The sequence below is a fragment of the Methylobacterium sp. E-041 genome (genome assembly GCF_022829665.1).
In the GTDB taxonomy this organism is placed as follows: Bacteria; Pseudomonadota; Alphaproteobacteria; order Rhizobiales; family Beijerinckiaceae; genus Methylobacterium.
Map to the genome: position 1 here is coordinate 71,786 of NZ_JAKSYQ010000134.1, position 21,163 is coordinate 92,948.

At 72.9% G+C, this 21,163-nt stretch carries 24 protein-coding genes and 1 pseudogene; 16 read left to right on the forward strand and 9 right to left on the reverse strand.

Annotated elements, in window-relative coordinates:
* The first annotated feature begins 2 nt into the window (after window positions 1-2).
* The 4 genes from MKK70_RS12720 to MKK70_RS12735 all read left to right on the forward strand — a co-directional run bounded on the left by MKK70_RS12720 (window position 3) and on the right by MKK70_RS12735 (window position 2,310).
* A complete protein-coding gene (locus tag MKK70_RS12720) occupies window positions 3-809 on the forward strand; it encodes a formate/nitrite transporter family protein (protein ID WP_243948110.1) in 807 nt (268 codons plus the stop codon).
* Between the two features lie 52 nt (window positions 810-861).
* On the forward strand, window positions 862-1,143 hold the full coding sequence (locus tag MKK70_RS12725; RefSeq protein WP_243948112.1) for an acylphosphatase: 282 nt from the start codon (window positions 862-864) through the stop codon (window positions 1,141-1,143).
* Between the two features lie 130 nt (window positions 1,144-1,273).
* Window positions 1,274-2,032, forward strand: a complete 759-nt coding sequence (locus tag MKK70_RS12730; protein WP_243948114.1) for a DUF599 domain-containing protein — start codon at window positions 1,274-1,276, stop codon at window positions 2,030-2,032.
* 47 nt (window positions 2,033-2,079) lie between these two features.
* The gene (locus tag MKK70_RS12735; protein WP_147726996.1) at window positions 2,080-2,310 is read left to right on the forward strand and encodes a DUF3253 domain-containing protein; all 231 of its coding nucleotides are present in this window, start codon (window positions 2,080-2,082) and stop codon (window positions 2,308-2,310) included.
* Here MKK70_RS12735 and MKK70_RS12740 read toward each other — a convergent pair.
* From MKK70_RS12740 to epmA, 5 genes are all read right to left on the reverse strand, one after another.
* On the reverse strand, window positions 2,283-3,107 hold the full coding sequence (locus tag MKK70_RS12740; RefSeq protein ID WP_243936082.1) for a YdcF family protein: 825 nt from the start codon (window positions 3,105-3,107) through the stop codon (window positions 2,283-2,285). The two genes, MKK70_RS12735 and MKK70_RS12740, sit on opposite strands and share 28 nt — an antisense overlap.
* A gap of 27 nt (window positions 3,108-3,134) precedes the next feature.
* The gene (locus tag MKK70_RS12745) at window positions 3,135-3,779 is read right to left on the reverse strand and encodes a dimethylmenaquinone methyltransferase (protein WP_243948116.1); all 645 of its coding nucleotides are present in this window, start codon (window positions 3,777-3,779) and stop codon (window positions 3,135-3,137) included.
* 119 nt (window positions 3,780-3,898) lie between these two features.
* Window positions 3,899-4,519 carry a glutathione S-transferase family protein gene (locus tag MKK70_RS12750; protein WP_243948118.1) on the reverse strand — a complete coding sequence of 207 codons (621 nt, stop codon included), beginning with the start codon at window positions 4,517-4,519 and terminating at the stop codon, window positions 3,899-3,901.
* 4 nt (window positions 4,520-4,523) lie between these two features.
* Window positions 4,524-5,594 (reverse strand): lysine-2,3-aminomutase-like protein, encoded by a 1,071-nt coding sequence (locus tag MKK70_RS12755; protein WP_243948119.1) that lies wholly within the window; start codon window positions 5,592-5,594, stop codon window positions 4,524-4,526.
* Complete coding sequence (epmA, locus tag MKK70_RS12760) at window positions 5,591-6,646, reverse strand: EF-P lysine aminoacylase EpmA (protein WP_243948121.1); 1,056 nt, start codon at window positions 6,644-6,646, stop codon at window positions 5,591-5,593. Before epmA ends, MKK70_RS12755 begins: the two co-directional genes overlap by 4 nt.
* A 202-nt stretch (window positions 6,647-6,848) precedes the next feature.
* Between epmA and efp the strand changes: the two genes are divergently transcribed.
* Window positions 6,849-7,415 (forward strand): elongation factor P, encoded by a 567-nt coding sequence (gene efp / locus MKK70_RS12765; protein ID WP_147728635.1) that lies wholly within the window; start codon window positions 6,849-6,851, stop codon window positions 7,413-7,415.
* A 19-nt stretch (window positions 7,416-7,434) separates the two neighbouring features.
* Here the strand turns inward: efp and MKK70_RS12770 are convergent, their stop codons facing one another.
* Complete coding sequence (locus tag MKK70_RS12770) at window positions 7,435-8,445, reverse strand: DUF1624 domain-containing protein (protein ID WP_243948123.1); 1,011 nt, start codon at window positions 8,443-8,445, stop codon at window positions 7,435-7,437.
* Window positions 8,446-8,824: 379 nt separating this feature from the next.
* Here MKK70_RS12770 and MKK70_RS12775 point away from each other — a divergent pair, with 379 nt between their 5' ends.
* The 8 genes from MKK70_RS12775 (at window position 8,825) to MKK70_RS12810 (ending at window position 14,333) form a co-directional block, all read left to right on the forward strand.
* Window positions 8,825-9,433 (forward strand): cold-shock protein, encoded by a 609-nt coding sequence (locus tag MKK70_RS12775; RefSeq protein WP_243948125.1) that lies wholly within the window; start codon window positions 8,825-8,827, stop codon window positions 9,431-9,433.
* Complete coding sequence (locus MKK70_RS12780; RefSeq protein WP_187274775.1) at window positions 9,433-9,942, forward strand: DUF192 domain-containing protein; 510 nt, start codon at window positions 9,433-9,435, stop codon at window positions 9,940-9,942. The genes MKK70_RS12775 and MKK70_RS12780 overlap by 1 nt, the downstream gene beginning before the upstream one ends.
* Window positions 9,943-10,092: 150 nt before the next feature.
* Window positions 10,093-10,506, forward strand: coding sequence for a hypothetical protein (locus tag MKK70_RS12785; protein WP_243948127.1), 414 nt, complete (start codon window positions 10,093-10,095; stop codon window positions 10,504-10,506).
* An 81-nt stretch (window positions 10,507-10,587) separates the two neighbouring features.
* A complete protein-coding gene (locus tag MKK70_RS12790) occupies window positions 10,588-11,469 on the forward strand; it encodes a dienelactone hydrolase family protein (RefSeq protein ID WP_243948129.1) in 882 nt (293 codons plus the stop codon).
* Window positions 11,470-11,684: 215 nt separating this feature from the next.
* On the forward strand, window positions 11,685-12,143 hold the full coding sequence (locus MKK70_RS12795; protein ID WP_147729357.1) for a response regulator: 459 nt from the start codon (window positions 11,685-11,687) through the stop codon (window positions 12,141-12,143).
* Window positions 12,144-12,274: 131 nt separating this feature from the next.
* On the forward strand, window positions 12,275-13,450 hold the full coding sequence (locus tag MKK70_RS12800) for a chlorophyllase/cutinase-like alpha/beta fold protein (RefSeq protein WP_243934773.1): 1,176 nt from the start codon (window positions 12,275-12,277) through the stop codon (window positions 13,448-13,450).
* A 28-nt stretch (window positions 13,451-13,478) separates the two neighbouring features.
* The gene (locus tag MKK70_RS12805; protein WP_243948131.1) at window positions 13,479-14,075 is read left to right on the forward strand and encodes a glutathione S-transferase; all 597 of its coding nucleotides are present in this window, start codon (window positions 13,479-13,481) and stop codon (window positions 14,073-14,075) included.
* A gap of 57 nt (window positions 14,076-14,132) precedes the next feature.
* A complete protein-coding gene (locus MKK70_RS12810) occupies window positions 14,133-14,333 on the forward strand; it encodes a hypothetical protein (RefSeq protein ID WP_147729517.1) in 201 nt (66 codons plus the stop codon).
* A 9-nt stretch (window positions 14,334-14,342) separates the two neighbouring features.
* Here MKK70_RS12810 and MKK70_RS12815 read toward each other — a convergent pair whose 3' ends face one another.
* From MKK70_RS12815 to MKK70_RS12825, 3 genes are read right to left on the reverse strand one after another with little or no spacing between them, the layout of a single operon-like run.
* Window positions 14,343-15,203 (reverse strand): formyltransferase family protein, encoded by an 861-nt coding sequence (locus MKK70_RS12815; protein WP_243948133.1) that lies wholly within the window; start codon window positions 15,201-15,203, stop codon window positions 14,343-14,345.
* Window positions 15,203-15,970 (reverse strand): SDR family oxidoreductase, encoded by a 768-nt coding sequence (locus MKK70_RS12820; RefSeq protein WP_147858995.1) that lies wholly within the window; start codon window positions 15,968-15,970, stop codon window positions 15,203-15,205. The genes MKK70_RS12815 and MKK70_RS12820 overlap by 1 nt, the downstream gene beginning before the upstream one ends.
* Window positions 15,971-16,003: 33 nt before the next feature.
* Window positions 16,004-17,311 (reverse strand): capsule biosynthesis protein, encoded by a 1,308-nt coding sequence (locus tag MKK70_RS12825; protein WP_243948134.1) that lies wholly within the window; start codon window positions 17,309-17,311, stop codon window positions 16,004-16,006.
* A gap of 405 nt (window positions 17,312-17,716) precedes the next feature.
* Between MKK70_RS12825 and MKK70_RS12830 the strand changes: the two genes are divergently transcribed.
* The 3 genes and pseudogenes from MKK70_RS12830 to MKK70_RS12840 form a co-directional block, all read left to right on the forward strand.
* A complete protein-coding gene (locus MKK70_RS12830) occupies window positions 17,717-19,237 on the forward strand; it encodes a capsular biosynthesis protein (RefSeq protein WP_243948136.1) in 1,521 nt (506 codons plus the stop codon).
* Window positions 19,238-19,247: 10 nt separating this feature from the next.
* On the forward strand, window positions 19,248-20,744 hold the full coding sequence (locus MKK70_RS12835) for an LTA synthase family protein (protein WP_243948138.1): 1,497 nt from the start codon (window positions 19,248-19,250) through the stop codon (window positions 20,742-20,744).
* A gap of 215 nt (window positions 20,745-20,959) precedes the next feature.
* Window positions 20,960-21,163: pseudogene (locus tag MKK70_RS12840) on the forward strand (sugar transporter); the annotation flags it as partial.

Consider the following 21,163-nt stretch of genomic DNA (forward strand, 5'->3'; position numbering starts at 1 on the left):
CCATGAGCGATTCGGGCGTCATGCGCGCCGAGCTGTCGATCCGCGACATGCTCGTGCGCGGCATGATGGCGGGCGCGCTGCTCGGCATCGCCACCAGCCTCGCCCTCACCGGGGCGGTGCAGACCGGCGTGCCCTTCGTCGGCGCCATCGTCTTTCCCGTTGGCTTCGTGATGATCGTGTGCCTCGGGCTCGAGCTCTGCACCGGGAACTTCGGCATCCTGACGCTGTCCTGGATGGAGAACCGGATCGGGTTCGCGCCGATGATGCGCAACTTCGCCTGGAGCTTCATCGGCAACCTGCTCGGCAGCGTGCTGTACGCGCTGCTCCTGGTGATCGCGCTGACCAATGCGTGGCACACGCCCGTCGCCGGCGTCGCGCAGAAGCTGGTCGAGATCGCCTCGGCCAAGACGATCGCCTACGAGAACCTCGGCACGGCCGGGATGCTGACCTGCTTCGTCAAGGCGATGCTGTGCAACTGGATGGTCTGCCTCGGCGTGACGATGTCGATGATGTCGACCTCGACCTTCGGCAAGATCCTCGGCGCCTGGCTGCCGATCTTCCTGTTCTTCGCGCAGGGGTTCGAGCATGCGGTGGTGAACATGTTCGTCATTCCCGCCGGCATGATGCTCGGCGCGCCGGTCCATTTCAGCGAGTGGTGGCTGTGGAACCAGATTCCCGTCACGCTGGGCAACTTCGTCGGCGGGGTGCTGTTCATCTCGGTGGCCTGGTACCTGACCTACCGTCAGAAGACCGTCGATCCGGCCCGCGTCGAGGGCCGTCCGCAGGGCCGCGCCGCCATCGCCCGCTGAGAACGACCCGACGCGGCCGGACACCTCCGGCGTCCGGCCGCGTTGTGCCGTCATGAGCGAGATCAGAAGCGTCGCCGTCGTCGTCGTCGGCCGGGTCCAGGGCGTCACCTATCGCGCCTGGACCCGGCGCGAGGCCGAAGCGCGCGGCCTGTCGGGGCACGTGAGCAACCGCGCGGACGGGGCGGTCGAGGCCGCGTTCACCGGGCCGGCCGACGCAGTCGAGGCGATGGTGCAGGCGTGCTGGGCCGGGCCGCCCGGCGCCCGCGTCGAGCGAGTCGAGGTGACGGCCGGCGAGCCGTCCGCCGGCGCCTCCGGGTTCGCGATCCGGCAGTGAGGGGACCCGCGCATGGACGGCCTGCTCCGGCGCGTCTCGACAGCGCGCGCCGCGCCGGGGTAGCCATCCCGCGGTCCCGATGCGCCCACGGCCGGCGCGGCGCGCGGGCCCGATGGGCACCCCGGGGACGATGACCGACCTCCCTTCCACCACGCTGCTCGCCGCCTACCTGCCCTCCGGGTTCTCGCCGATCGACCTCGGCGCGCTGATCTACTTCGTGCTGGCCTGGCTCGGCTACGGCCTCTCCGTCGGGCGCCTGCGCGGACGGATGGTGTCGCTGAGCCAGATCATGAACGCGCAGCGCGAGGAGTGGGCGCGCCAGCTGATCGTGCGCGACAACCGCGTGGTCGACACCACGATCAACGCCTCGCTGCAGAACGGCACCGCCTTCTTCGCCTCGACGTCGCTGATCGCGCTCGGCGGCGTGCTCACCCTGTCGCGCTCCGGCGACGACGTGCTCAACCTGTTCGGCACGCTGCCCTTCGGCACGATCGCCACGCGCACGACCTGGGAGATCAAGGTCGCAGGGCTCGCGGTCGTGTTCGTCTATGCCTTCTTCAAGTTCGCCTGGGCCTACCGGCTGTTCAACTACAGCGCGATCCTGCTCGGGACCGTGCCGCCCAAGGGCTCGGGGGCGAGCGAGTCCGCAATGCTGCGCGCCGCACGGCGCGTGGCGGCGATGAACACCGCGGCCGGGCTCCACTTCGCCCGCGGGCAGCGTGCGTTCTTCTTCGCGTTGGCGTATCTCGGGTGGTTCGTCAGCCCCTATTTCCTCGTCGCCTCGACGACGGCGGTCGTGTTCGTGATGTGGCGGCGCCAGTTCGTCTCCGAGATCCGCGCGATCCTGCTCGCCGACGGCGCCCCGCCCGCCGAAGGATCCACGCCGTGAGCGACGACCGCACCGGAACCCGCAGCGAAGACGCGATCGAGGAGACGATGCTGCGTCTCGTGGCCGAGCGCGGCCCCGGCAAGACCATCTGCCCTTCGGAGGTCGCACGCGCGCTGGCGGGGTCGGATCCGGACCAGTGGAGCCCCCTGATGCAGCCGGTGCGCCGCATCGCCGTGCGCCTGACCAAGGCCGGCCGCCTCGCCATCCTGCGGAAGGGCAAGCCCGCCGATCCGGACGATTTTCGCGGGATCTACCGGTTGTCGCTCCCCGAGGGCTGATCCGCCGGCCCCGGCAGCAGCGCGTCGGTGTAGCCGGCGAGCCGGTAGACCGCGAGGCCGATCCATTCCTTCACCGCCAGGTCGAGCACCAGCAGCCCCTCCGAGGCGAAGCTGCCGAAGCGCAGCGCGTCGCGCGGGCCGCGGGTGCGGTAGTCGACGGGGAAGGCGACGACGTGGAAGCCGGCCGCGCGGAAGCAGCCCATCGCCCGCGGCATGTGGAAGGCCGAGGTCACCAGCAGCCAGCGCTCGCCCGGCTTCGGCTGGGCCATCGCGGCGGAGAACAGCGCGTTCTCGCGGGTGTTGCGCGAGCGGTTCTCCAGGATCAGCCGGGTGCGCGGCAGGCCGAGGGTATCGGCGTCGCGGCTGACGATGTCGGCCTCGGCGATCGCCCCGTCGACGAGGCTGCCGCTGCCGCCGGAGAACATCAGCCGCGCCTGCGGGTAGCGCCGGGCGAGATCGGCCATGTAGATCGGCCGCTCGCCGGCATCGTTGACGACCACCTGCCCGCGGCCGGACGACAACCCGGCCTCGATCCCGCCGCCGAGCACGATGATGCCGTCGGGCGGGCGATCGTCGGCGTAGGCCGGGAAGCGCTGCTCCAGCGGCAGCACCGCCCAGGCCGAGAGCGGCGACAGGCCGCCTGCGAGCAGGCCGAGGAGGCCGAACGCGCTCAAAGCTCCGCCGAGGCGCCGCCGCGCGGTCGCGAGCGTCAGCGCGACGCCGACGAGCCCGACGAGGGCGAAGACGTTCGACGGGGTGATCAGGAAGAAGATCACCTTCGAGAGCGGGAAGAACATCGGCGCGGGTCCGGCGGGCGTCGGACCTCAGGCCCTCGTCTCGGCCTCGTAGCGGGCCAGGGTTTCGGCGTCCGGCGGCAGCAGGGTGGCGAGGCTCGCGCCCTTCTCCGCCTCGCGGGTGAGCCAGAGATCGAGGCGCTGCTGCTCGACCGCCTCCAGCGCCACCGCCTCGGCGATGTCGGCCGGGATCACGACCACGCCGTCGGAGCCGCCGACCACGACGTCGCCGGGATGCACCGCGGCCCCGGCGCAGGCGATCGGCTCACCGGAGCCCGCAAGCTGAAGCGTACCCTCGCCCGGCGCGAACGCGGCGTCCCAGACGGCGAGGCCGCTCTCGGCTGCGAGGCAGCCGTCGGTGACGAGGCCGGCGACGCCGCGGGCGGAGAGCCGCGCGGCCAGGATCGCGCCGAAGGGGAGGGCGAGCCCGGAGCGGCCGGTATCGACCACGACGACGGCGCCCTCGGGCACCGCCTCGATCGCCTCCGCGAGCGAGCGCGCGACCTCGCCGCGCGCCGGGATCATCCGCAGCGTCACGGCCGGCCCGACGGCTCGGCCCGAACCGGCGATGCCGGAGAGCGCGCAGGCCGGGACGCCGCGGCGCGCCAGGGCGCGGGCGAGGCTCGCCACGGTGACCGCGGAGAGGGCGTCGCGCAGGGTCGGGTCGAGGGCCATCGGGGTGCGGTCTCCGGGCGGGCTGCCTGACGCCCAAGTGGGTCGCGCAGGGGCGGGGGCAAGGCGGGCAACGGTTGAGCAGGGCAGGGGCAAGGCCGATCGGCGAGGACGTGCGGGCGTCAGCTGATCGGCGCGGCGAAGATCCGGGCGGCGGCGGGCCGCTGCACCAGCGCCGCGTACCAGCGCCGGATCTCGGGCCGCTCGACGCGCTCCGCCGGCAGGGCGAGCCAGCGGTGGGCGGCGCAGCCGAGCGCGATGTCGGCGATCGAGAAGCGCGTGCCGACGACGAAGGTTCGGTCGGCGAGGTGCCGGTCGAGGATCGCGGCGAGGGCCTCGGACCGTTCGAGCGAGGCGGCGATCAGCGTGTGGTCGCGCGCATCCGGCGAGGCGCGGTAGAGCTGCCAGAACGCGTCGCGCATCGCCGGGGTGAAGCTCGTCGCCTGCCAGTCGAGCCATTGCTGCACCTGCGCCCGCTCGCGCCGGTCGTCGGGCAGGCGGAGCACGCCCTCCGCCCCGTCCGCGAGGTAGCGCAGGATCGCGTTCGACTCCCACAGGGCGAAGTCGTCCTCCTGCAGCACCGGCACCAGGCCGTTCGGGTTCATCGCCCGGTAGGCGGGGTCGGCGACCACGCCGTGCGCGCCGCCGGCCTCGACCCGCTCGTAGGCGAGGCCGGATTCGTCGAGCCCCCAGAGGGCCTTCTGCACGTTGACGGAGTTCGCCCGCCCCCAGAGCCTGCGCATCGGCTTATTCCTGCTCGCTCGCCTCGGGCCGATACGGCTTGGGCGGATAGGCGTGCACGCCGCCGTTCGGATCGGTGATCCGGGTGCCGTCGCGATCCGCCGCGACGTAGCCCGGCCCGACCGGCACCTTGCCGTGGCCACCGGGGATGTCGAGGACGTAGGTCGGCTGGGCCAGCCCCGAAAGCCGGCCACGGAGCGTGCGCATCAGCGCCTGCCCGGCATCGAGCCCGGTGCGCAGGTGCGCCGTGCCCGGCGCGAGGTCGCCGTGATGCAGGTAGTACGGCTTGATCCGGTTCTCGACGAAGCTCCGCATCAGCGCCTCCATCACCGCCGCATCGTCGTTGACGCCGGCGAGCAGCACCGTCTGGCTCACCATCGGGATCCCGGCATCGACCAGCCGCGCGCAGGCGGCCCGCGCCTCGGCGCCGAACTCGCGGGCGTGGTTGGCGTGCAGGGCCACGAACACCGCCCGGCCGAAGCCTTTCAGCGCGGCGATCAGAGCGTCGGTCACCAGGGCGGGGCTCACCACCGGCACGCGGGTGTGGACCCGCAGGACCTTGACGTGGGGCACGCACTCGAGCCGCCGCGCGATATCGGCCAGCCTGCGCGGCGAGAGCGCGAACGGGTCGCCGCCGGTCAGCACCACCTCCCAGATCGCCGGGTCGGCGGCGATGTAGGCCAGCGCCGCATCGAGCTCGGCCTCGCTCAGCGTGCCGGCGCCTTCCGGCCCGACCACCTCGCGGCGGAAGCAGAAGCGGCAATAGACCGGGCAGACGTGGAGCGGCTTCAGCAGCACCCGGTCGGGATAGCGGTGGACGAGGCCGGGCATCTTCTCGTGGACGGCGTCGCCGATCGGGTCGGCGCGTTCCTCGGCCGCAGTGACGACTTCCTCCGCCCGCGGCACGAACTGGCGGGCGATCGGGTCATGCGGGTCGGCGGCGTCGATCAGCTCGGCCATGTCGGGGGTGATCGACACGGCGTAGCGCGCGGCCACCGCCCGCAGGGCCGGCAGGTCGACCGGCGCCACGAGGCCCGCGGCGGCGAGCTCGTCCGGGCTGCGCAGCGGGCGGTTCATCGCGTTCCGCCCGCGACGGGGGTCCAGATCACGTCCTCGATATGCGGCGCGCCGGTCGCGAGCATCACCAGCCGGTCGAAGCCGAGCGCGCAGCCCGACGCCTCCGGCATCACCGCCAAAGCGTCGAGGAAGTCGTCGTCGATCGGATAGGTCTCGCCGTAGACGCGATGCTTCTCCGCCATCTCGCAGGCGAAACGCCGGCCCTGCTCGGCGGCGTCGGTCAGCTCGCCGAAGGCGTTGGCGAGCTCGACGCCGCAGGCATAGAGCTCGAACCGCTCCGACACCCGCGGGTCGTCCGCGCTCGGGCGGGCGAGCGCCGCCTCGCTCACCGGGTACTCGTACAGGATCGTCGGCCGCCCGTGCCCGAGATGCGGCTCGATCCGCGCCACCAGCACGCGGCTGAACAGGTCGGCCCAGGTGTCGTCGGCGGCCACCCGCAGGCCCGCCTGCGCAACCGCGGCGGCGAGCCCGTCGCGATCGGTGGCGCCGTCCCGCGACAGGGTGGCGAGGAGGTCGATGCCGGCATGCCGGTCGAAGGCGTCGGCCAGCGTCAGCCGCTCCGGATCGGCGAAGGGATCGCAGGTCCGATCGCGATGGCGCAGCCGCGCCGTCGCCGCCGTCTCGGCCGCGAGCCGCAGCAGGTCGGCGCAGTCGGCCATCAGCACGGCGTAGGGCTCGCCGGCGCGATACCATTCCAGCATCGTGAATTCGGGATGATGCAGCAACCCGCGCTCGCGGTTGCGGAAGACGTGGCCGAGGCTGAACAGCCGCGATTCGCCGGCCGCCAGCAGCTTCTTGCAGGCGAATTCCGGCGAAGTGTGGAGGTAGAGCGGCGCACGCAGCCCGTCGCCGCCGATCGCCTCGGTAGCGAAGGCGGAGAGATGCGCCTCGTTGCCAGGCGAGACCTGAAGGCAGGCGGCCTCGACCTCGACGAAGTCGCGGGCCGCGAAGTGGCCGCGGAGCGCATGGGCGATGCGGTTGCGCAGGATCAGCAGCGGGCGCCGGTCGGCGTGCCGGTGCGGCGCCCACCACGGGGAGGGGGCCGCCGTCACCGGGCGGCCCTGCGATCGGCGGATCGGACGTTTCCGGCTTCGAACACGCGCGCTCCCGGCGGACCGATACTGGCGCGGCTGGCAACCGGGCCGCGGATAGGATAGTGCCGGAGCCCGATATCGCTCTCGAGGGATATGCCTCTCCCGCGGGGCACCGCGCTAGGCGCGCGAACCCCGCCTTGTCAACGCAGGACCTGACCCCGTGAAGGTGATCGCTTCTACCCTCCGCAAGGGCAACGTCGTCGATAAGGACGGCAAGCTCTACGTCATCCTGTTCGCGGAGAACATCCATCCCGGCAAGGGCACCCCCGTGACGCAGCTCGACATGCGCCGCATCACCGACGGGGTGAAGGTGTCGGAGCGCTACCGCACCACCGAGCAGGTCGAGCGCGCCTTCGTCGAGGACAAGGAGCACACCTTCCTCTACAGCGACTCGGAGGGGTTCCACTTCATGAACCCGGAGAGCTACGAGCAGATCCAGGTGCCGGCCGACGTGGTCGGCGACGCCGCCCCCTACCTGCAGGAGGGCATGGCGGTGATGGTCTCGCAGCACAACGGCGTGGCGCTGACGATCGAGCTGCCGCAGCGCGTCGTGCTCGAGGTCGCCGAGACCGAGCCGGCGATGAAGGGGCAGACCGCCTCGTCCTCCTACAAGCCGGCCACCCTGTCGAACGGCGTCCGCACCACCGTGCCGCCGCACATCGCCGCCGGCACCCGCATCGTGGTGATGACCGCCGACGGCGCCTACGTCGAGCGCGCCAAGGACTGAGGCATTCCGGAACGGGGGGCTACGGCGGCGGCGCCGTGCCCTCGGAGGCCTCGTAGCAGCGCTGCGACAGGCCCTGCGCCCGCATGCGCTCCGGCACGGTGAAGCCGCGGCCCTCCACCGACCACAGGCCCTCCCTGCGCAGGGCGTCGGCGGTGCAGCGCGCCGCGATCCGGCACGAGTCCGGCTCGCCCCCGGTGCGGGTGCAGGTCTCGACGTAGTCCGCCCGGAACTTCGCCAGTCCGGCGCGCGGATGCGGCCCGGTCAGCGCGACCAGGCCCGTCAGCGCCCCGAGCAGGAGCGGCTGGTGCACGAGGTAGATCGCCAGGCTGTGGCGGCCGGCGAAGGTCGCGGCCCGTGCGCCTCGGCTCCGCGGCTGCCAGAGACCCGCCCGCGAGCGCGCGAACCAGGGCAGGGCGATCCGGCCGAGGGCAACCCCGAGCAGCACGATCCCGAACCACGGGAACAGCGGCACGTAGTCGTTGGTCTGCGGCGTCAGCCGGCCGAGGCCGAGGAAGAACAGCGCGGGCGCATCGAGCAGCGGATGCGCCACGAGGTGCGGCAGCGCCACGACCAGGGCGCCGGCCAGCGCCGTCACCACCGCCGGCACGAACAGGAACGGCAGCGCCAGCACGCTCGACACCGCGATGCAGTGCAGGATGCCGAAGAAGATGAAGCTGTCCGGGAAGGCGTAGAACGTCGCCAGGGTGATCAGCGCCGCCGCCCCGCCGACTCGCAGCAGCCGCAGGGCGGTCGGCCGCAGCCGAACGCCGCGGCCGTTCATCAGCACCAGACCGACCCCGACCAAAACGAGGAACGTTCCGGCGATGACGTGCGCCGCGACCCGCCCCGCGGGCGACAGCGCGACGTTCTCGGGCGTGAGGCGGAGGTACCCGAGGTCCCAGGTCAGGTGATAGGCGGCCATCGCGGCGAGCGCGGCGGCACGCCCCGCATCGATCGCCGGGATCCGGCGGAACGCGACGGCAGGCGCTTCCAGCGCGTTCGTCGGGGCGAATGTGGGATGGGGTGGCATGGCCGGCCCCCTAAGCACCATTCGCCGCGCGCGGCCATGGGCGGCTCCGAAGATTCGTGCGGTGGACGGCGCGTCGACGGTGCACCCGCCACCTGCTGCGCCGCAGCAACAGTCACGAGAAAGTGACCGAACCCGGTTGTTTCCGCCGGGAGCGTTCCGATGGGGTCGGCCGGCGCAAAAGCGTGAGTCCGGACACGGACTTGGGCCTGCTCGATGCTCGCCGAACCGGCACGGATCGCTGCGGAAGCGTGCCGATCGGGCCGGCCATTGCCATCGGACCGTCCAAGCCTGCCGGGCAAAGAGGCTTTCGCCGCTTCAAGACTTCGTTAATCCTGGCCGGGAAACGCACGTCGCGATTCGGTGTAGGTTGCTTATCGACATGTCTGACGGGTTCGGATCAGGGCCGGCGAGCTCACGGGCAACGGACGGCGCGGGCATCGGCGCCTCGTCGCAGACCGACGTCGAGGAGCCGCTCGACCTCGTCGAGGTGTCGGGCCGGATCAAGTGGTTCGACGTCGCCAAGGGGTTCGGCTTCATCGTCCCCGACGACGGCATGCCCGACGTGCTGCTCCACGTGACCTGCCTGCGCCGCGACGGCCACCAGAACGCCAGCGAGGGCGCCCGCATCGTGGTCGAGGCGACCGAGCGCGCCCGCGGCTGGCAGGCCTTCCGGGTCCTGTCGCTCGACCAATCCTCCGCCACGCACCCGTCCGAGCTGCCGCTGCCGCGCACCCATGTCAGCGTGACGCCGACGAGCGGGCTCGAGACCGCCGTGGTGAAGTGGTTCAACCGCCTGCGCGGCTTCGGCTTCCTGACGCGGGGCGACGGCACGCCGGACATCTTCGTGCACATGGAAACCCTGCGACGCTACGGTATCGCCGAATTGAAGCCCGGCGAGACGGTGCTCGTGCGATACGGCGACGGCTCCAAGGGCGTGATGGCCGCCGAGGTCCGGCTGCCCGACGGAGCCGTTCCGTCCTCGCATTGATGGTGTTGCGCTTGTCTCGCGTCCGAAACCTTCTCGCCGGCGGCCTGGCGCTCGGCCTCCTCGGCATGGCCGCCCTGCCGTCGGCGCTCGCTCCCGCCTCGGCCCAGGAGGCGCGACAGGCCAGGAGCCAGACCGAGCCGCTGAGCATCCGCTCCAAGGACGGCACCCACCGTTTCGACGTCGAGGTGATGCGCGACGATGCCGGCCGCACCCGCGGGCTGATGTTCCGCCGCACGATGGCGCCGAACCACGGCATGCTGTTCGACTTCGAGCGGTCCGAGCCGGTCGCGATGTGGATGAAGAACACCTACCTGCCGCTCGACATGCTGTTCATCCGCGCCGACGGCACCATCGCCCGGGTCGCTGCCGACACCGAGCCGCTGTCGACCGCCATCATCGCATCGCCGGAGCCGGTGCTCTCGGTGCTGGAGCTGAATGCCGGCATCGCCGCCAAGCTCGGGATCAAGGCCGGCGACCGCGTCGAGCACCCGCTGTTCCAGGCACGCTGACCCGGAGCGCCGTGGCGCCGGGAAAATATGAACACATCGAGAACATCGCGCTTGACGCCCGTTCCGTTGCGGATCACTGTTCCTCGTATGTTCCACGTGGAACAGGCGCGCGATCGTCGCGCCTCTTCCGCGAAGGTGGCGAGGATCCCGATGATCGACGCAACTATCGCCTCTTGCGCAAAGGCCGTCCTGTTCCGCAACGCCGACTGGACCCTGTCGGGCGAGGGCCTGGAACACCGCACGACCGGCTACTTCATCGGTCGCGACGTGCTCGCCGCCCGCCGCGCCGAGGGCCTGTGGGACTGGCCGCTGCAGATGGCCGAGAAGAGCTGGTGCCGGCCGAGCCTGTTCCGCGAGGCGTTCCTGACCGCGCTCGACGCGTTCGGCATTGCGCGCGACGCCGGCCTGAGCCAGGCCTTCGCTCTCGGCTTCGGCTTCCGCGCCGGGCAGGCGCCGCAGGCCGATGGGTTCGTCGCGCTCGCCGACCTACTGCGGCCGCAGCCCGCGCCGCGGCCCGTCTCGGTGCCGGCGCGCCGGCCGGCACGGGTCTCCGCCGGCGCCTGAGCGTCCCGCCCGGGCGGCTCCGCACGGTTGACCCGGGCCCGGCGGCGTGGTGCGCTGGCCGGAGGGTTCGAGGAGCACGGCATGACGCACGACAACGACGGCGGCGGCGAGGGCCTCGACGGATTGATCGTCCCGCCGCTGTCGCGGCGGGGCTTCGTGATGACGAGCCTGATCAGCGGCTTCACCCTCGCGGTGACGCCGGTGGAGGCGCAGGTCATCCACACCGACGACACCGGGATCGAGGCCGGCGAGGTGCGGATCCCGGCGGCCGACGGGCCGATGCCGGGCTATCGCGCGGTCCCCGAGGGGGCCGGGCCGTTTCCGCTGGTGCTGGTGATCGAGGAGATCTTCGGCGTCCACGAATACATCAGGGACATCTGCCGTCGCCTGGCCAAGGCCGGCTACTGCGCCGTGGCGCCGGAACTCTACGCCCGACAGGGCGACCTGTCGCAGATGACCGACCCCAAGCTGATCATCCGCGACGTGATCTCGAAGACGCCGGACGCGCAGTGGATCGGCGACCTCGACGCCACCGTCGCCTGGGCGACCTCCGCCGCCAAGGGCGATCCGGCGCGCCTCGGGGTGATGGGCTGGTGCCGCGGCGGCCGTGCCGCCTGGCTCTACGACGCCCACCGCCGCGACCTGAAGGCGGCGGTCGCGTGGTACGGCCCGCTCGGCGGCGACCCGACCGACATCCAGCCGCGCAGCGCCGGATCGGTGGCCGGCCAGCTCAACGCACCGCTGCTCGGCCTCTACGGCGGCGCCGACACCGGCATCCCGGTCGCGACCGCCGAGGCCGCCCGCGACGCGGCGAAGGCCGCCGGCAAGCCGGTGGAGCTGGTCGTCTACCCGGACGCCCCGCACGGCTTCCATGCCGATTACCGGCCGAGCTACCGCAAGGAGGCGGCCGAGGACGGCTGGCGCCGCGCCCTCGCATTCCTGAAGGCGAACGGCGTCGGCTAGGTCGCGCCGACGGGCCGCGACCAGCGGTCACGGCGGCTCCGGCACGCTCCTTCAGGGTTGTGTGCCCTATCCGACACGGCGGGGACGACCGGCTTATGCCAGGATGGGGCCGGGCGGCGCGTGCACGCACGGGTCGACCCCCGTTCGCATCGACGATGGCGATGAACGACCGATCCGAGGGGCCGACCATCCGGCCCGCTTAGAGTGTCCCGGCTATGACCGACGTGAACCCGCCCGGACAGAAGCCCGTCATCCTCGTGGTGGAGGATCAGCCGGACGAGCGCTTCCTCGCCGCGACCCTCCTGGAGGAAACCGGCTTCACCGTGATCGAGGCGGAGACGGCGGAGCGGGCGCTTGCCATCCTCAACGATCGCGGCGACGAGGTCAGCGTGGTCTTCTCGGACGTGCGCACGCCGGGACCGATCGGCGGTTTCGAGCTGGCGCGGATCATCGGCGTCACGTGGCCGCGGGTGCGCGTGCTCCTCACCTCGGGCGATGCCGGCGACCAGCCGAGCGACCTGCGCGTCTCGGCGACCTTCATCCCGAAGCCGTGGCGGGCCGAGGACATCCTGGCCTGGGTCGAGCAGGCGGCCGGGCGCCCGGCCGGATCGTCGACGGGGCCGTCGGTGATCGGCCCCGGCGGCAAGCTGGTCCCGCACGCCCTCGAACCCTGAGGCTTCGCCGTGCGAACCCCGCCCCGGTGCAGGGCCTGCCGCGAGGAGGCCGGCGCATCGCCCCGGGGGCCGAATCTGCTATGCCGGCCCGCGAGCGGTCTGCCCCCCTTCTCGAAGCGATCGAGCCGTCCATGTTCCTGAAAGACCATCGCGGCCCGTTGGCTGCGGGCCTGTTCGGCCTCCTCGTCTCGGTGCTGCCCGCCGCGGCCGCGGCGCCGCCGGCCCAGCCGAACGACGGGCCGGGCGGCGTCGGCGACCGCAAGCTCACCATCGTCAAGCGCGCGGTCGGGCGCACCGGCGCCTCGACCTTCGTGTTCCACGCCGCCGGCGCGGCCCCCGCCGAGGGGCGCCCGGTCGCGGTGCTCCTGCACGGCTGGGGCGCCACCAACCCGCAGAGCTACGGCGCCTGGATCGACCATCTCGCCCGCAACGGCTGGCTCGTCCTGTTCCCGCGCTTCCAGGACGTGAACCGGACCCGGCCCGTCGATGCGGTCGCCAACGCGGAGGGCGCGCTCAAGACCGCCTTCGAGGCGCTGGCCGCCGACGCGGAGGGCAAGCCCGACCTGGGGAAGGTCGCGCTGATCGGCCACCTCGCGGGCGTCCCGCTCGCCATGGACATCGCGGCCGACGCGAAGGCGCAGGACCTGCCCGTGCCGAAGCTGGTGTTCGGGGTGATGCCGGGCGGCATCGCCAGCGGGCCGAAGTCGCGCGGCATCGTGCTCGGCGATCTCGCGAAGATCGCGCCGCAGACGCTGCTGATCGCCATGATCGGCGATCGCGACGCCCGCGCGGCCGACCTGGCCGCCCGCCGGCTGCTGCGCGAGGCGAGCGCCGTGCCGACGGAGCGCAAGCTGTTCATGCGCGCGCTTTCCGACGACCACGGCTTCCCGGCGCTCACCGCGACGCTTGCGGCGCCGGCCGGGCTCGATGCCGCGTTCGACGGCGCGGCGATCAAGCTGCCGGCCGACCCGAAGGACACCAAGCCGCCGCCGTTCAAGTGGTCGGCCGACATGTCGCTCTCCGGCGAGCAGCAGACGCTGGTGGCGCAGATCAACAACGCCCGCGCCGACACCCTCGACTACCTCGCGTTCTGGAAGACCTTCGACCTCGCGGCGACCGCGGCCTTCGCCGGTCAGGACGCCACCGGCCTGAAGACCAATCCGCGCTTCGGCGACATGGAGCGCTGGGCCGACGGCTGGCCGGTGAAGCGCCTCTTCGTCGAGACGCCGCGCGCGAGCCCGCCCGCCGCCGTCACGCCGGCGGCGACGGCCGGCACCGTCCCGGCCAAACCCGCCGCCCGGCGCTGATCGCGCCGCCTCCGCCGACGAGACCCCGATGAAGCTGTTCCATTCCCCGACCTCGCCCTTCGTCCGCAAGGTGATGGTGGCGGCCCACGAGCTCGGCTTGGCCGAGCGCATCGAGACGCTGCCGAGCGCCGTCCACCCGGTGACCCGGGACGGGCGCGTGCTGAGCGTGCATCCGCTGGCGCAGGTCCCGACCCTGATCCTCGACGACGGCACGGCGATCGCTGACAGCCGGGTGATCTGCGAGTACCTCGATGCGCTCGCTGGCGGCCACCTGTTCCCGGCGCCGGGCGCAGCGCGCTGGGCCGCGCTGAACCTGCAATCGACCGCCGACGCGGTGCTCGATGCCGCCCTGCTGATCCGCTACGAGCTGACCGCGCGACCCGAATCCGAGCGCTCGCAGGCGTGGATCGACGGGCAGACCGCCAAGATCGTCAGCGCCCTCGACTGGTTCGAGACGCAGGCGCCGTCGCTCGCGGGCGTCGACATCGGCACCATCGCGCTCGCCTGCGCCCTCGGCTACCTCGACCTGCGCTTCGCCGAGCTCGGCTGGCGCGCGAGCCGACTGGGCCTGGCCGCCTGGTTCGCGACCTTCGGCGAGCGGGCGTCGATGCGGGCGACGGTCTGACGCGCCCGGCGCGGTTCTTGCGGCGGCCGGCATCGTCCGAGAGTGGGATGCCGAGCCATGCCCGATTTCGTCGCCGCGCTGCTTGCCGCCGCCGCCTTCTGCCTCGTCCTCATGGCCCTGAACGCGCTCACGCGCGGGCTGGTCCACTGGCACCTGGCGCCGTCCGACCTCGCCGAGAACGGCTTCCTGCAGCTCGGAGGCGCCGTGGTTCTGGCCCGCGTCGCCTACCGGCGCGCTCCGGTCCGCCGCATCACCTAGGCCGCCGTATCAAGCGCCGCGCGCCGACAGGCTTAGGGCTTCGCGCAGGTCGCCGACATCGGTGAGATAGCGGCCCCGGCGGCGCATCGCCTTGAGGAAGCCGGCATCCGGGAACGGGCAATAGGGCAGCACCGGCACGGTGCGGCCTTCCGGCACCGCGCCGTCGCGGGCGATATCGGCCAGCACCGCATCGAGCAGGTTCCGGCCGTGCTCGTGCAGCAGCACGGCGGCGCGGGTCGCGGTCACGTCCGCGGGCAGCGCGACCGGCGCCTGCTCGAGGATCGCGCCGGCATCGATCGCCACGGCGAGCCGGTGGACCGTCACGCCGAAGGCGTCCGGCCCCTCGGCCAGCGCATGGATCGTCGGCACCGGCCCGCGATGGCGCGGCAGCAGGCCGGGATGGACGTTGAGGCCACCGAGCCGCGCCCGCGCGATCGTCTCGCCCGCCAGGATCTGGTCGAAGTGAAAGGTGACGATCAGGTCCGGCCCGTGCCGCCGCAGGAGATCGGCGACGTCGGCGCCGTTGACGTCGTCGACCGTCAGCGTCGGGATGCCGTGCCGCCGGCACAGGGTCGCGAGCGGCGTCGCCTCGGGCGAGCCGGTGGTGCCGGCGATGCGCTGGGTCAGCGGCGCGACCGGGCGGAGCAGGTCGGGCAGGCCGAAATTCACCGCGAGGTAGGGCAGAAAGGCCGGCCCGGAGCGGGCGAGATGGCGCCGGACCTGCCCGACGAGGCCGCCGGTCGAGGGCCGCTCGGCATTCGACAGGCCGACGAAGGCGATCTCCGCGGCGTGGTCGGCCACGAACCGGCGCACCGCACGCGCGTTCGGCAGCGCCTCGAGGGCGAAGAGCGCGATGCTGGGCTTGGGCATCAGCGGCGCGGCCGCAGCTGGAAGCGGAAGGCGCGCATGGCGGCGGTGCGCAGGAATTCCGGTGCGACGAGGCCGGCCCGGGCGAGGTGGAAGAGCACACTCGGGAAGGTAACGATCTCCCGGTTGCGCACCAGCCCGCGGGCGATGCGCTCGGCGGCCTGATCGGCGCTCATCTCGAGCGGCCGCCAGCCCTTGAGCTGGCCGCCCATCGGCGTCTTCACGTAGCCCGGCATCACCACGTTGACCCGCACGCCCCTCGGCGCGAGCTTGGCGCGCAGGGCCTGCCCATGCGCGACCAGCGCCGCCTTGGTGCCGCTGTAGGATGGGGCGTCGGCGAGCGGCGCGTAGGCGGCGAGCGAGGAGATCAGGGCGATCTGCCCGCGCCCCCGGGCCGCCATGGCGGTGACGCAGGGCAGCACGACGTTGAGGCAGCCGACGAGGTTGATGTCGAGGGTCTCGAAGGCGACGTCCTCGCTCTCGACCTCGCCGGTCGGATGGCCGCCGTTGACGCCGGCATTGGCGATCACGAGGTCGATCGGGTCATCCCCGTCGAGGGTCCTGATCCAGGCGCGGACCGCCTCGCGGTCGCGCAGGTCCAGGGGCACGACCGTCGCCTCGGCGCCGCGGGCGCGGCACGCGGCGGCCACCGTTTCGAGGCGGCCGCGGTCGCGGGCGTTGAGGGTCAGGCGGTTTCCGGGCAGGGCATAGCGGCGGGCGAGCGCCGCGCCGATGCCGCTCGACGCGCCGGTGATCAGGATGTGGGGCATGATCCGGGTGCTACCGCGCGCCGGTCGGCCGAATCAATACACCTCGGCGAGACGGCCGGCATCGGCCTCGCCCTCGCGGATCGTCCGGGCGGCCGCGACCCGGGCGTCGGGGAGCGCCGCCTCCATCCGCGGGACCGTCGCGGCGACGGCGCGGGCGATGGCGGCCTTGGAGAAGTAGCCGCCGTTCACCTGCGTCCGGTGCAGCACCACGCGGCGGAAATCCGACATCAGGCCGAAATCCGGAGCGGTCGGTGCGGTCCAGAACCCGTCGATGTCGCCCTGATGGGTGAGGCCGGGCATGTTGTAGATCGCGGTGCCGAGCGCCATCGTCGGCCGGCCCATCTCCAGCGAGAGCATGCCGACGGTGCTGTTGACGATCACCACGCCGCGGGCGCCGGCGATCAGGCTGGGCAGCTCGCCGCCGTCGATGAAGTCGAGGCGCTCGCTCACGCCGTGGCGGCGGGCCGAGGCGCGGGCGAACTTGCGCCAGTTGATCAGGCCGGCATCGAGGGGGTGGAGCTTCACCAGCAGCCGGGTCGGCGCCTGCGAGGCCTCTGCGAAGGACTTGATCACCCGGTCCATGAAGCCCTCGACCCCGAGGAACGGGGAGTGCACGCGGATCTGGTAGTCGCTGTCGAGCTGGAGCGGCAGCAGGAAGTAGTCGCAGCCGACCGCGTTGTAGATCTCGTTGCAGCGGGCGGCCTCGCGCCTGGTCCGGCCGCGGCGGGAGAACTTCTTGATCCAGCCGGCATATTCCATCGCGATATGCGTCGGGCGGTGGCTGCGGAAGCGCGGGTAAAGGTAGGGGAAGCAGACGTTGGCGACGTTGTAGCCGACGTCCCAGATGCTGCGCAGGGCCATGTCGCCGGTCGAGGGCATCGCGCGGCCGGGCTGCGGCAGGCGGCGCGCCAGCGCCCGGACGCCCTCGGCGGTCTTCGGAAGGGTCGAGTACCCGTTCACGCCGCCGAGCTCGCAGGTGATCCAGTTCGGGCGGATGTAGCCCTCCTCGAACACGTGGACGCGCAGGCCGCGGGCGACCGCGACGGCGCGCGCGACGACGTGATAGGGGCGGCAATCGCCGAACAGGACGATGTCGGTCACGCCGTAGGTGGCGACGTAGGCGTCGAGCCAGCGCTCCCAGCCGGGCCGGGTGCCGCGGTAATGGTCCGCGTCGCCGCGCCAGAACAGCCAGTCGCCGGGACAGAAGTTGATCCGCCGCACCCGATGCCCGCGGGCGGCCAGGGCGCCGCCGAGATCGGAGAAGAAGGTCGAGGCGAGGCCCTGGAGGAAGAGGAACGTCGCCGGGCTCGCATCGACGGAATCTGGGCGAGGCTGAAGCATTCCGGGGCGCTCTGTACCTTCAGCGGACGGGACGGGGCAGCCACCACGGGTCGCACGGCCGAGTCGGCCCGGCAATCCGGGGCCGTTCCGCCCCGCACGATTCCGCCGGGCCGTGGCCGTCCCGCAACGCCGTCGCGGCCGGCCCCGAACGGGAACGAGCTAGGAGCCAATCGCGGCGGCGATATGTCCGGGGGGTGTCCGTTCATGTCCCGCTCATCCGCCCGCCCCAGGAAGCATTCGCCTGCCGCGGATGAATTGGGCTAAAGCCCGCGGGTCCGGGCAGGAACGCGTCGAGGCCGGCGCGACCCGTCGCTCGGCCCTCACGATGGGTCGCGGGATCCCGGCAGGCGATGCCGGGCGCCGCCGCGTGACCCGCCCGGCCCGGAGCCCTCGACCGAAATGGTGATGCGCCCGATCCTTCCCGACACGCTGTTTCCCGTCGGCCGCACGATCCGGCTGCTGCGCGCCGAGATCGAGGCCGCCACCGGCAGCCGCTTCGGCGCGCCCGGCCTTCGCGGCCGCGCCGTCGTCTGGCGCGACGGGCCGGCCGCCCGGCTGCTGCGGCTCGCCGGCCGTCCCCCGCTCGTCGTGGCGCCCGGGCCGCTGCTCAGCCCTTATGACAGCGCCGAGACCGGGTTCTCGAGCCTGATCCTGACCTTGGCCGGCGAGCCGGTCGGAGGGCGCGAGACGCCGGGCCTGCACCATTTCGACCCCTGGACGCGGGCGCCGATCGACCGCGCGGCCTGCGCCGAGCGCGTCGCCTGGCTCCGGGCGCGGTTTTCCGAGAACGCGCGGCGCGTCGTCTACGTGGGCATCTCGCGCTGGAAGCGGCCGGCGCTCGACGCCTTCGCCGTCGGCCCGAAGGGCACGCCGATCCACACCATGACCGTCGCCGACGCGGTCGCCGCCGCGAAGCGCCACGACGGGCAGGTGCTCGCCTGGGCGACGCGCGCGCCGGAGGCCCTGGAGGCGGCCTGCGCGGAGGCCGGCCTGCCGCTGGCGCGGGTCGAGGACGGCTTCCTGCGCTCGGTCGGCCTCGGGGCGAGCCTGCAGCCCGGCGCCTCGATCGTGGTCGACGATCGCGGCATCTACTACGATCCGCGGCGCGAGAGCCGTCTCTCGTGGATCCTGGCCGAAGCCGAATTTTCCGACGCCCTGGTCGCCCGGGCGAAGTCCTTGCGCGAGACGATCGTCGCGCGGCGCCTGAGCAAGTACAATGTCGGCCTCACGGTCGCCGCGGGCGCGTGGCCGGCGGACCGGCGGATCGTGCTGGTGCCGGGCCAGGTCGAGGACGACGCCTCGGTCCGCTACGGATCGCCGAACGTGCGCTCGAACCGGGCGCTGCTGCAGGCGGCGCGGGCGCGCAACCGGGACGCCTTCCTGCTCTACAAGCCGCATCCCGACGTGGAGGCCGGGTTCCGCCCCGGCGCGATCCCCGAAGCCGAGGCCCTGGGGCTCGCCGACCGGATCGTCTCGGGCCTGAGCATCGTCGACCTGCTCGACCGGGTGCACCACGTCGAGACGATGACCTCGCTCGCCGGCTTCGAGGCGCTGATCCGGGGCCTGAGCGTCGCGACGCACGGGCGGCCGTTCTATGCCGGCTGGGGCCTCACCGAGGATCTCGCGCCCGGCGCCGACCGCGGCCGGACGCTCGCCCTCGACGAGCTCGTCGCCGGCGCGCTGATCCTGTATCCGCGCTACCTCGATCCGGTGGCGATGAAGCCGTGCGGCCCCGAGCAGCTGCTCGACCGCCTCAGCGCCGCCCGCGCCGCGGCGCCCCCGAGCGCCCTCGCGCTCGGCCGGCTCGCCGGCTTCGGCATGCGGGCGCGCTACCGCCTGCTGAACCCGATCGTGCGGGCCCTGCGCGCCCGGCGCGGCGTCGCGTCCGGCGACAAGCCCGTCACCCGGAAGCCCGGGCAAGGTTGAGCCGAGCACGATGTCCTTCCTCCTCGCGACGGTGGTCGCCTTCGTCCTCTGCCTCGCGATCGAGTTCCGCTTCGGCGACGTGCCGGGGCGCGCGAGCCGCAGGCCCGGCGACCTCGCCATCCGGCTCGGTGCCTACGGGCTGATCCTGCTGTTCTGGTTCGTGTTCTCGTGGCGCCCGTGGCTCGCGGCGTCGAGCTGCGTGCTCACCGTCGCGATCCTCCACCTCGTCAGCCACCTGAAACGCGCGGTGATCGGCGAGCCGCTGGTGTTCAGCGACTTCGCGCTGCTGCCGCAGGTGCCGCGCCATCCGCAGCTCTACTACGTGCCGCCGGTCACCAGCCCGCGGATCGCCGTGCCGCTCCTGCTCGGGCTGGCCGGCATCGCGCTGTGGTACCGGATCGAGCCGAGCCTGCTGCCCGCCTCCGCCGGCGGGGCCCTGGCCGCCGTCCTGGGCCTGCCGCTCGGCCTCGCCGCCCTGCTCGTCGCCGCCGATCGCGGGCCGTTCGCCGGCCGGGTCGCCCGGCGGTTCCCGCAGCCGGAGCTCGAAGCCGACCTCGCCCGCTACGGCCTGCCCGCCTACCTGATCGCCTACGCGCTGCGGTGGCGGAGCGAGCGCGGCGGCCCCGCGGCCGTCGCAGCGCCCGCGATCGCGCAGCCGCCGGGCGACGACGTCGTGGTGGTGATCCAGCTCGAATCCTTCCTCGACCCCGAACGGCTCGGCGGACCGCACCTGCCGCTGATGGACCTGATCCGGGCGCGCGCCAGCGAGCACGGCCGCCTGCGGGTGCCGGCGCACGGCGCCTACACCATGCGGACCGAGCACGCCGTGCTCACCGGGCGCGGCGCGCGCGATCTCGGCTTCGGCGTGTTCGACCCCTATCTCGCCTCGGGCGGGAACGAGCCGGACAGCCTCGCCCGGACGGCCCGGCGGAACGGCTACGCGACCACCTTCGTCCACCCGTTCCATCGCGACTTCTTCCGGCGCGCCCGCGTCATGGAGGCGTTCGGCTTCGACACCCTCGTGATGGAGGAGGCGTTCGGCGACGCGCCCCGCGTTGGACCCTATGTCGGCGATGCGGCTTTCGGTGAGCGCGTGCGCGCCGAGGTCGCGGCACGGCGCGGGCCGCTGTTCCTGTTCGGCGTCACCATGGAGAACCACGGCCCCTGGAAGCCGGGACGCCTGCCGGGGATCGACGACCCGGTCGCCCAGTACCTCCACCACGTCGCCGCCGCCGGGCGCATGGTCGAGGACCTCGTGGCCGCGCTCGCGGGCCTGAACGCGACGCTCTGCATCTACGGCGACCACGCGCCCGCCCTGCCGACCTGCCGGCCCGGCTTCGGCGGCACCGCCACCGACTACGCGCTGTTCCGGTTCGGCCACGCCGACCCGGCCGCGCCGCGTCGGGTCGACCGCACCGCCGACGATCTCGGGCGCCGGCTGCGAGCCGCAATCGGCCGGGCCGCGACGTCGGCGGATGGGCCAAGCGTGGCCGTGCCACGGTCGTGACGCAATGCCGGGCGATGTCCGGCGCGCGTGCTCGAGCCGTCGTTAAAGCGATCGCAGGCTTTGGCGCGCAACGTCGAGGCTCCAGCCATGCGCGCGTCGTCCGCCGACACTTCGGCACGGACCTCGGTGGCGCGGGCTCGCGACGAAGACGACAGGGTCATACGGGCGTTGCGTGCCGGTCTCACGGAGACGGGCACGGCTCCGGGAGTTCGAAGATGGTTCGTTTCACGGCGCTGTTCGCGCTGACGGCCTGCCTCGTCGGCGGCTGCTCGGTTCTCCCGGCTTCGGGTCCGACGGCGCGTGCCGTGGAGGCGGGGGCGGAGCTGTCGACGCCGGAGGGGCTGCTGGCGCGCTACGAGCTGGTGGACGTGACCCCGGCGGTGATCGAGGCCCTGCGCGGGCGCCCGCTCGACAGCCTG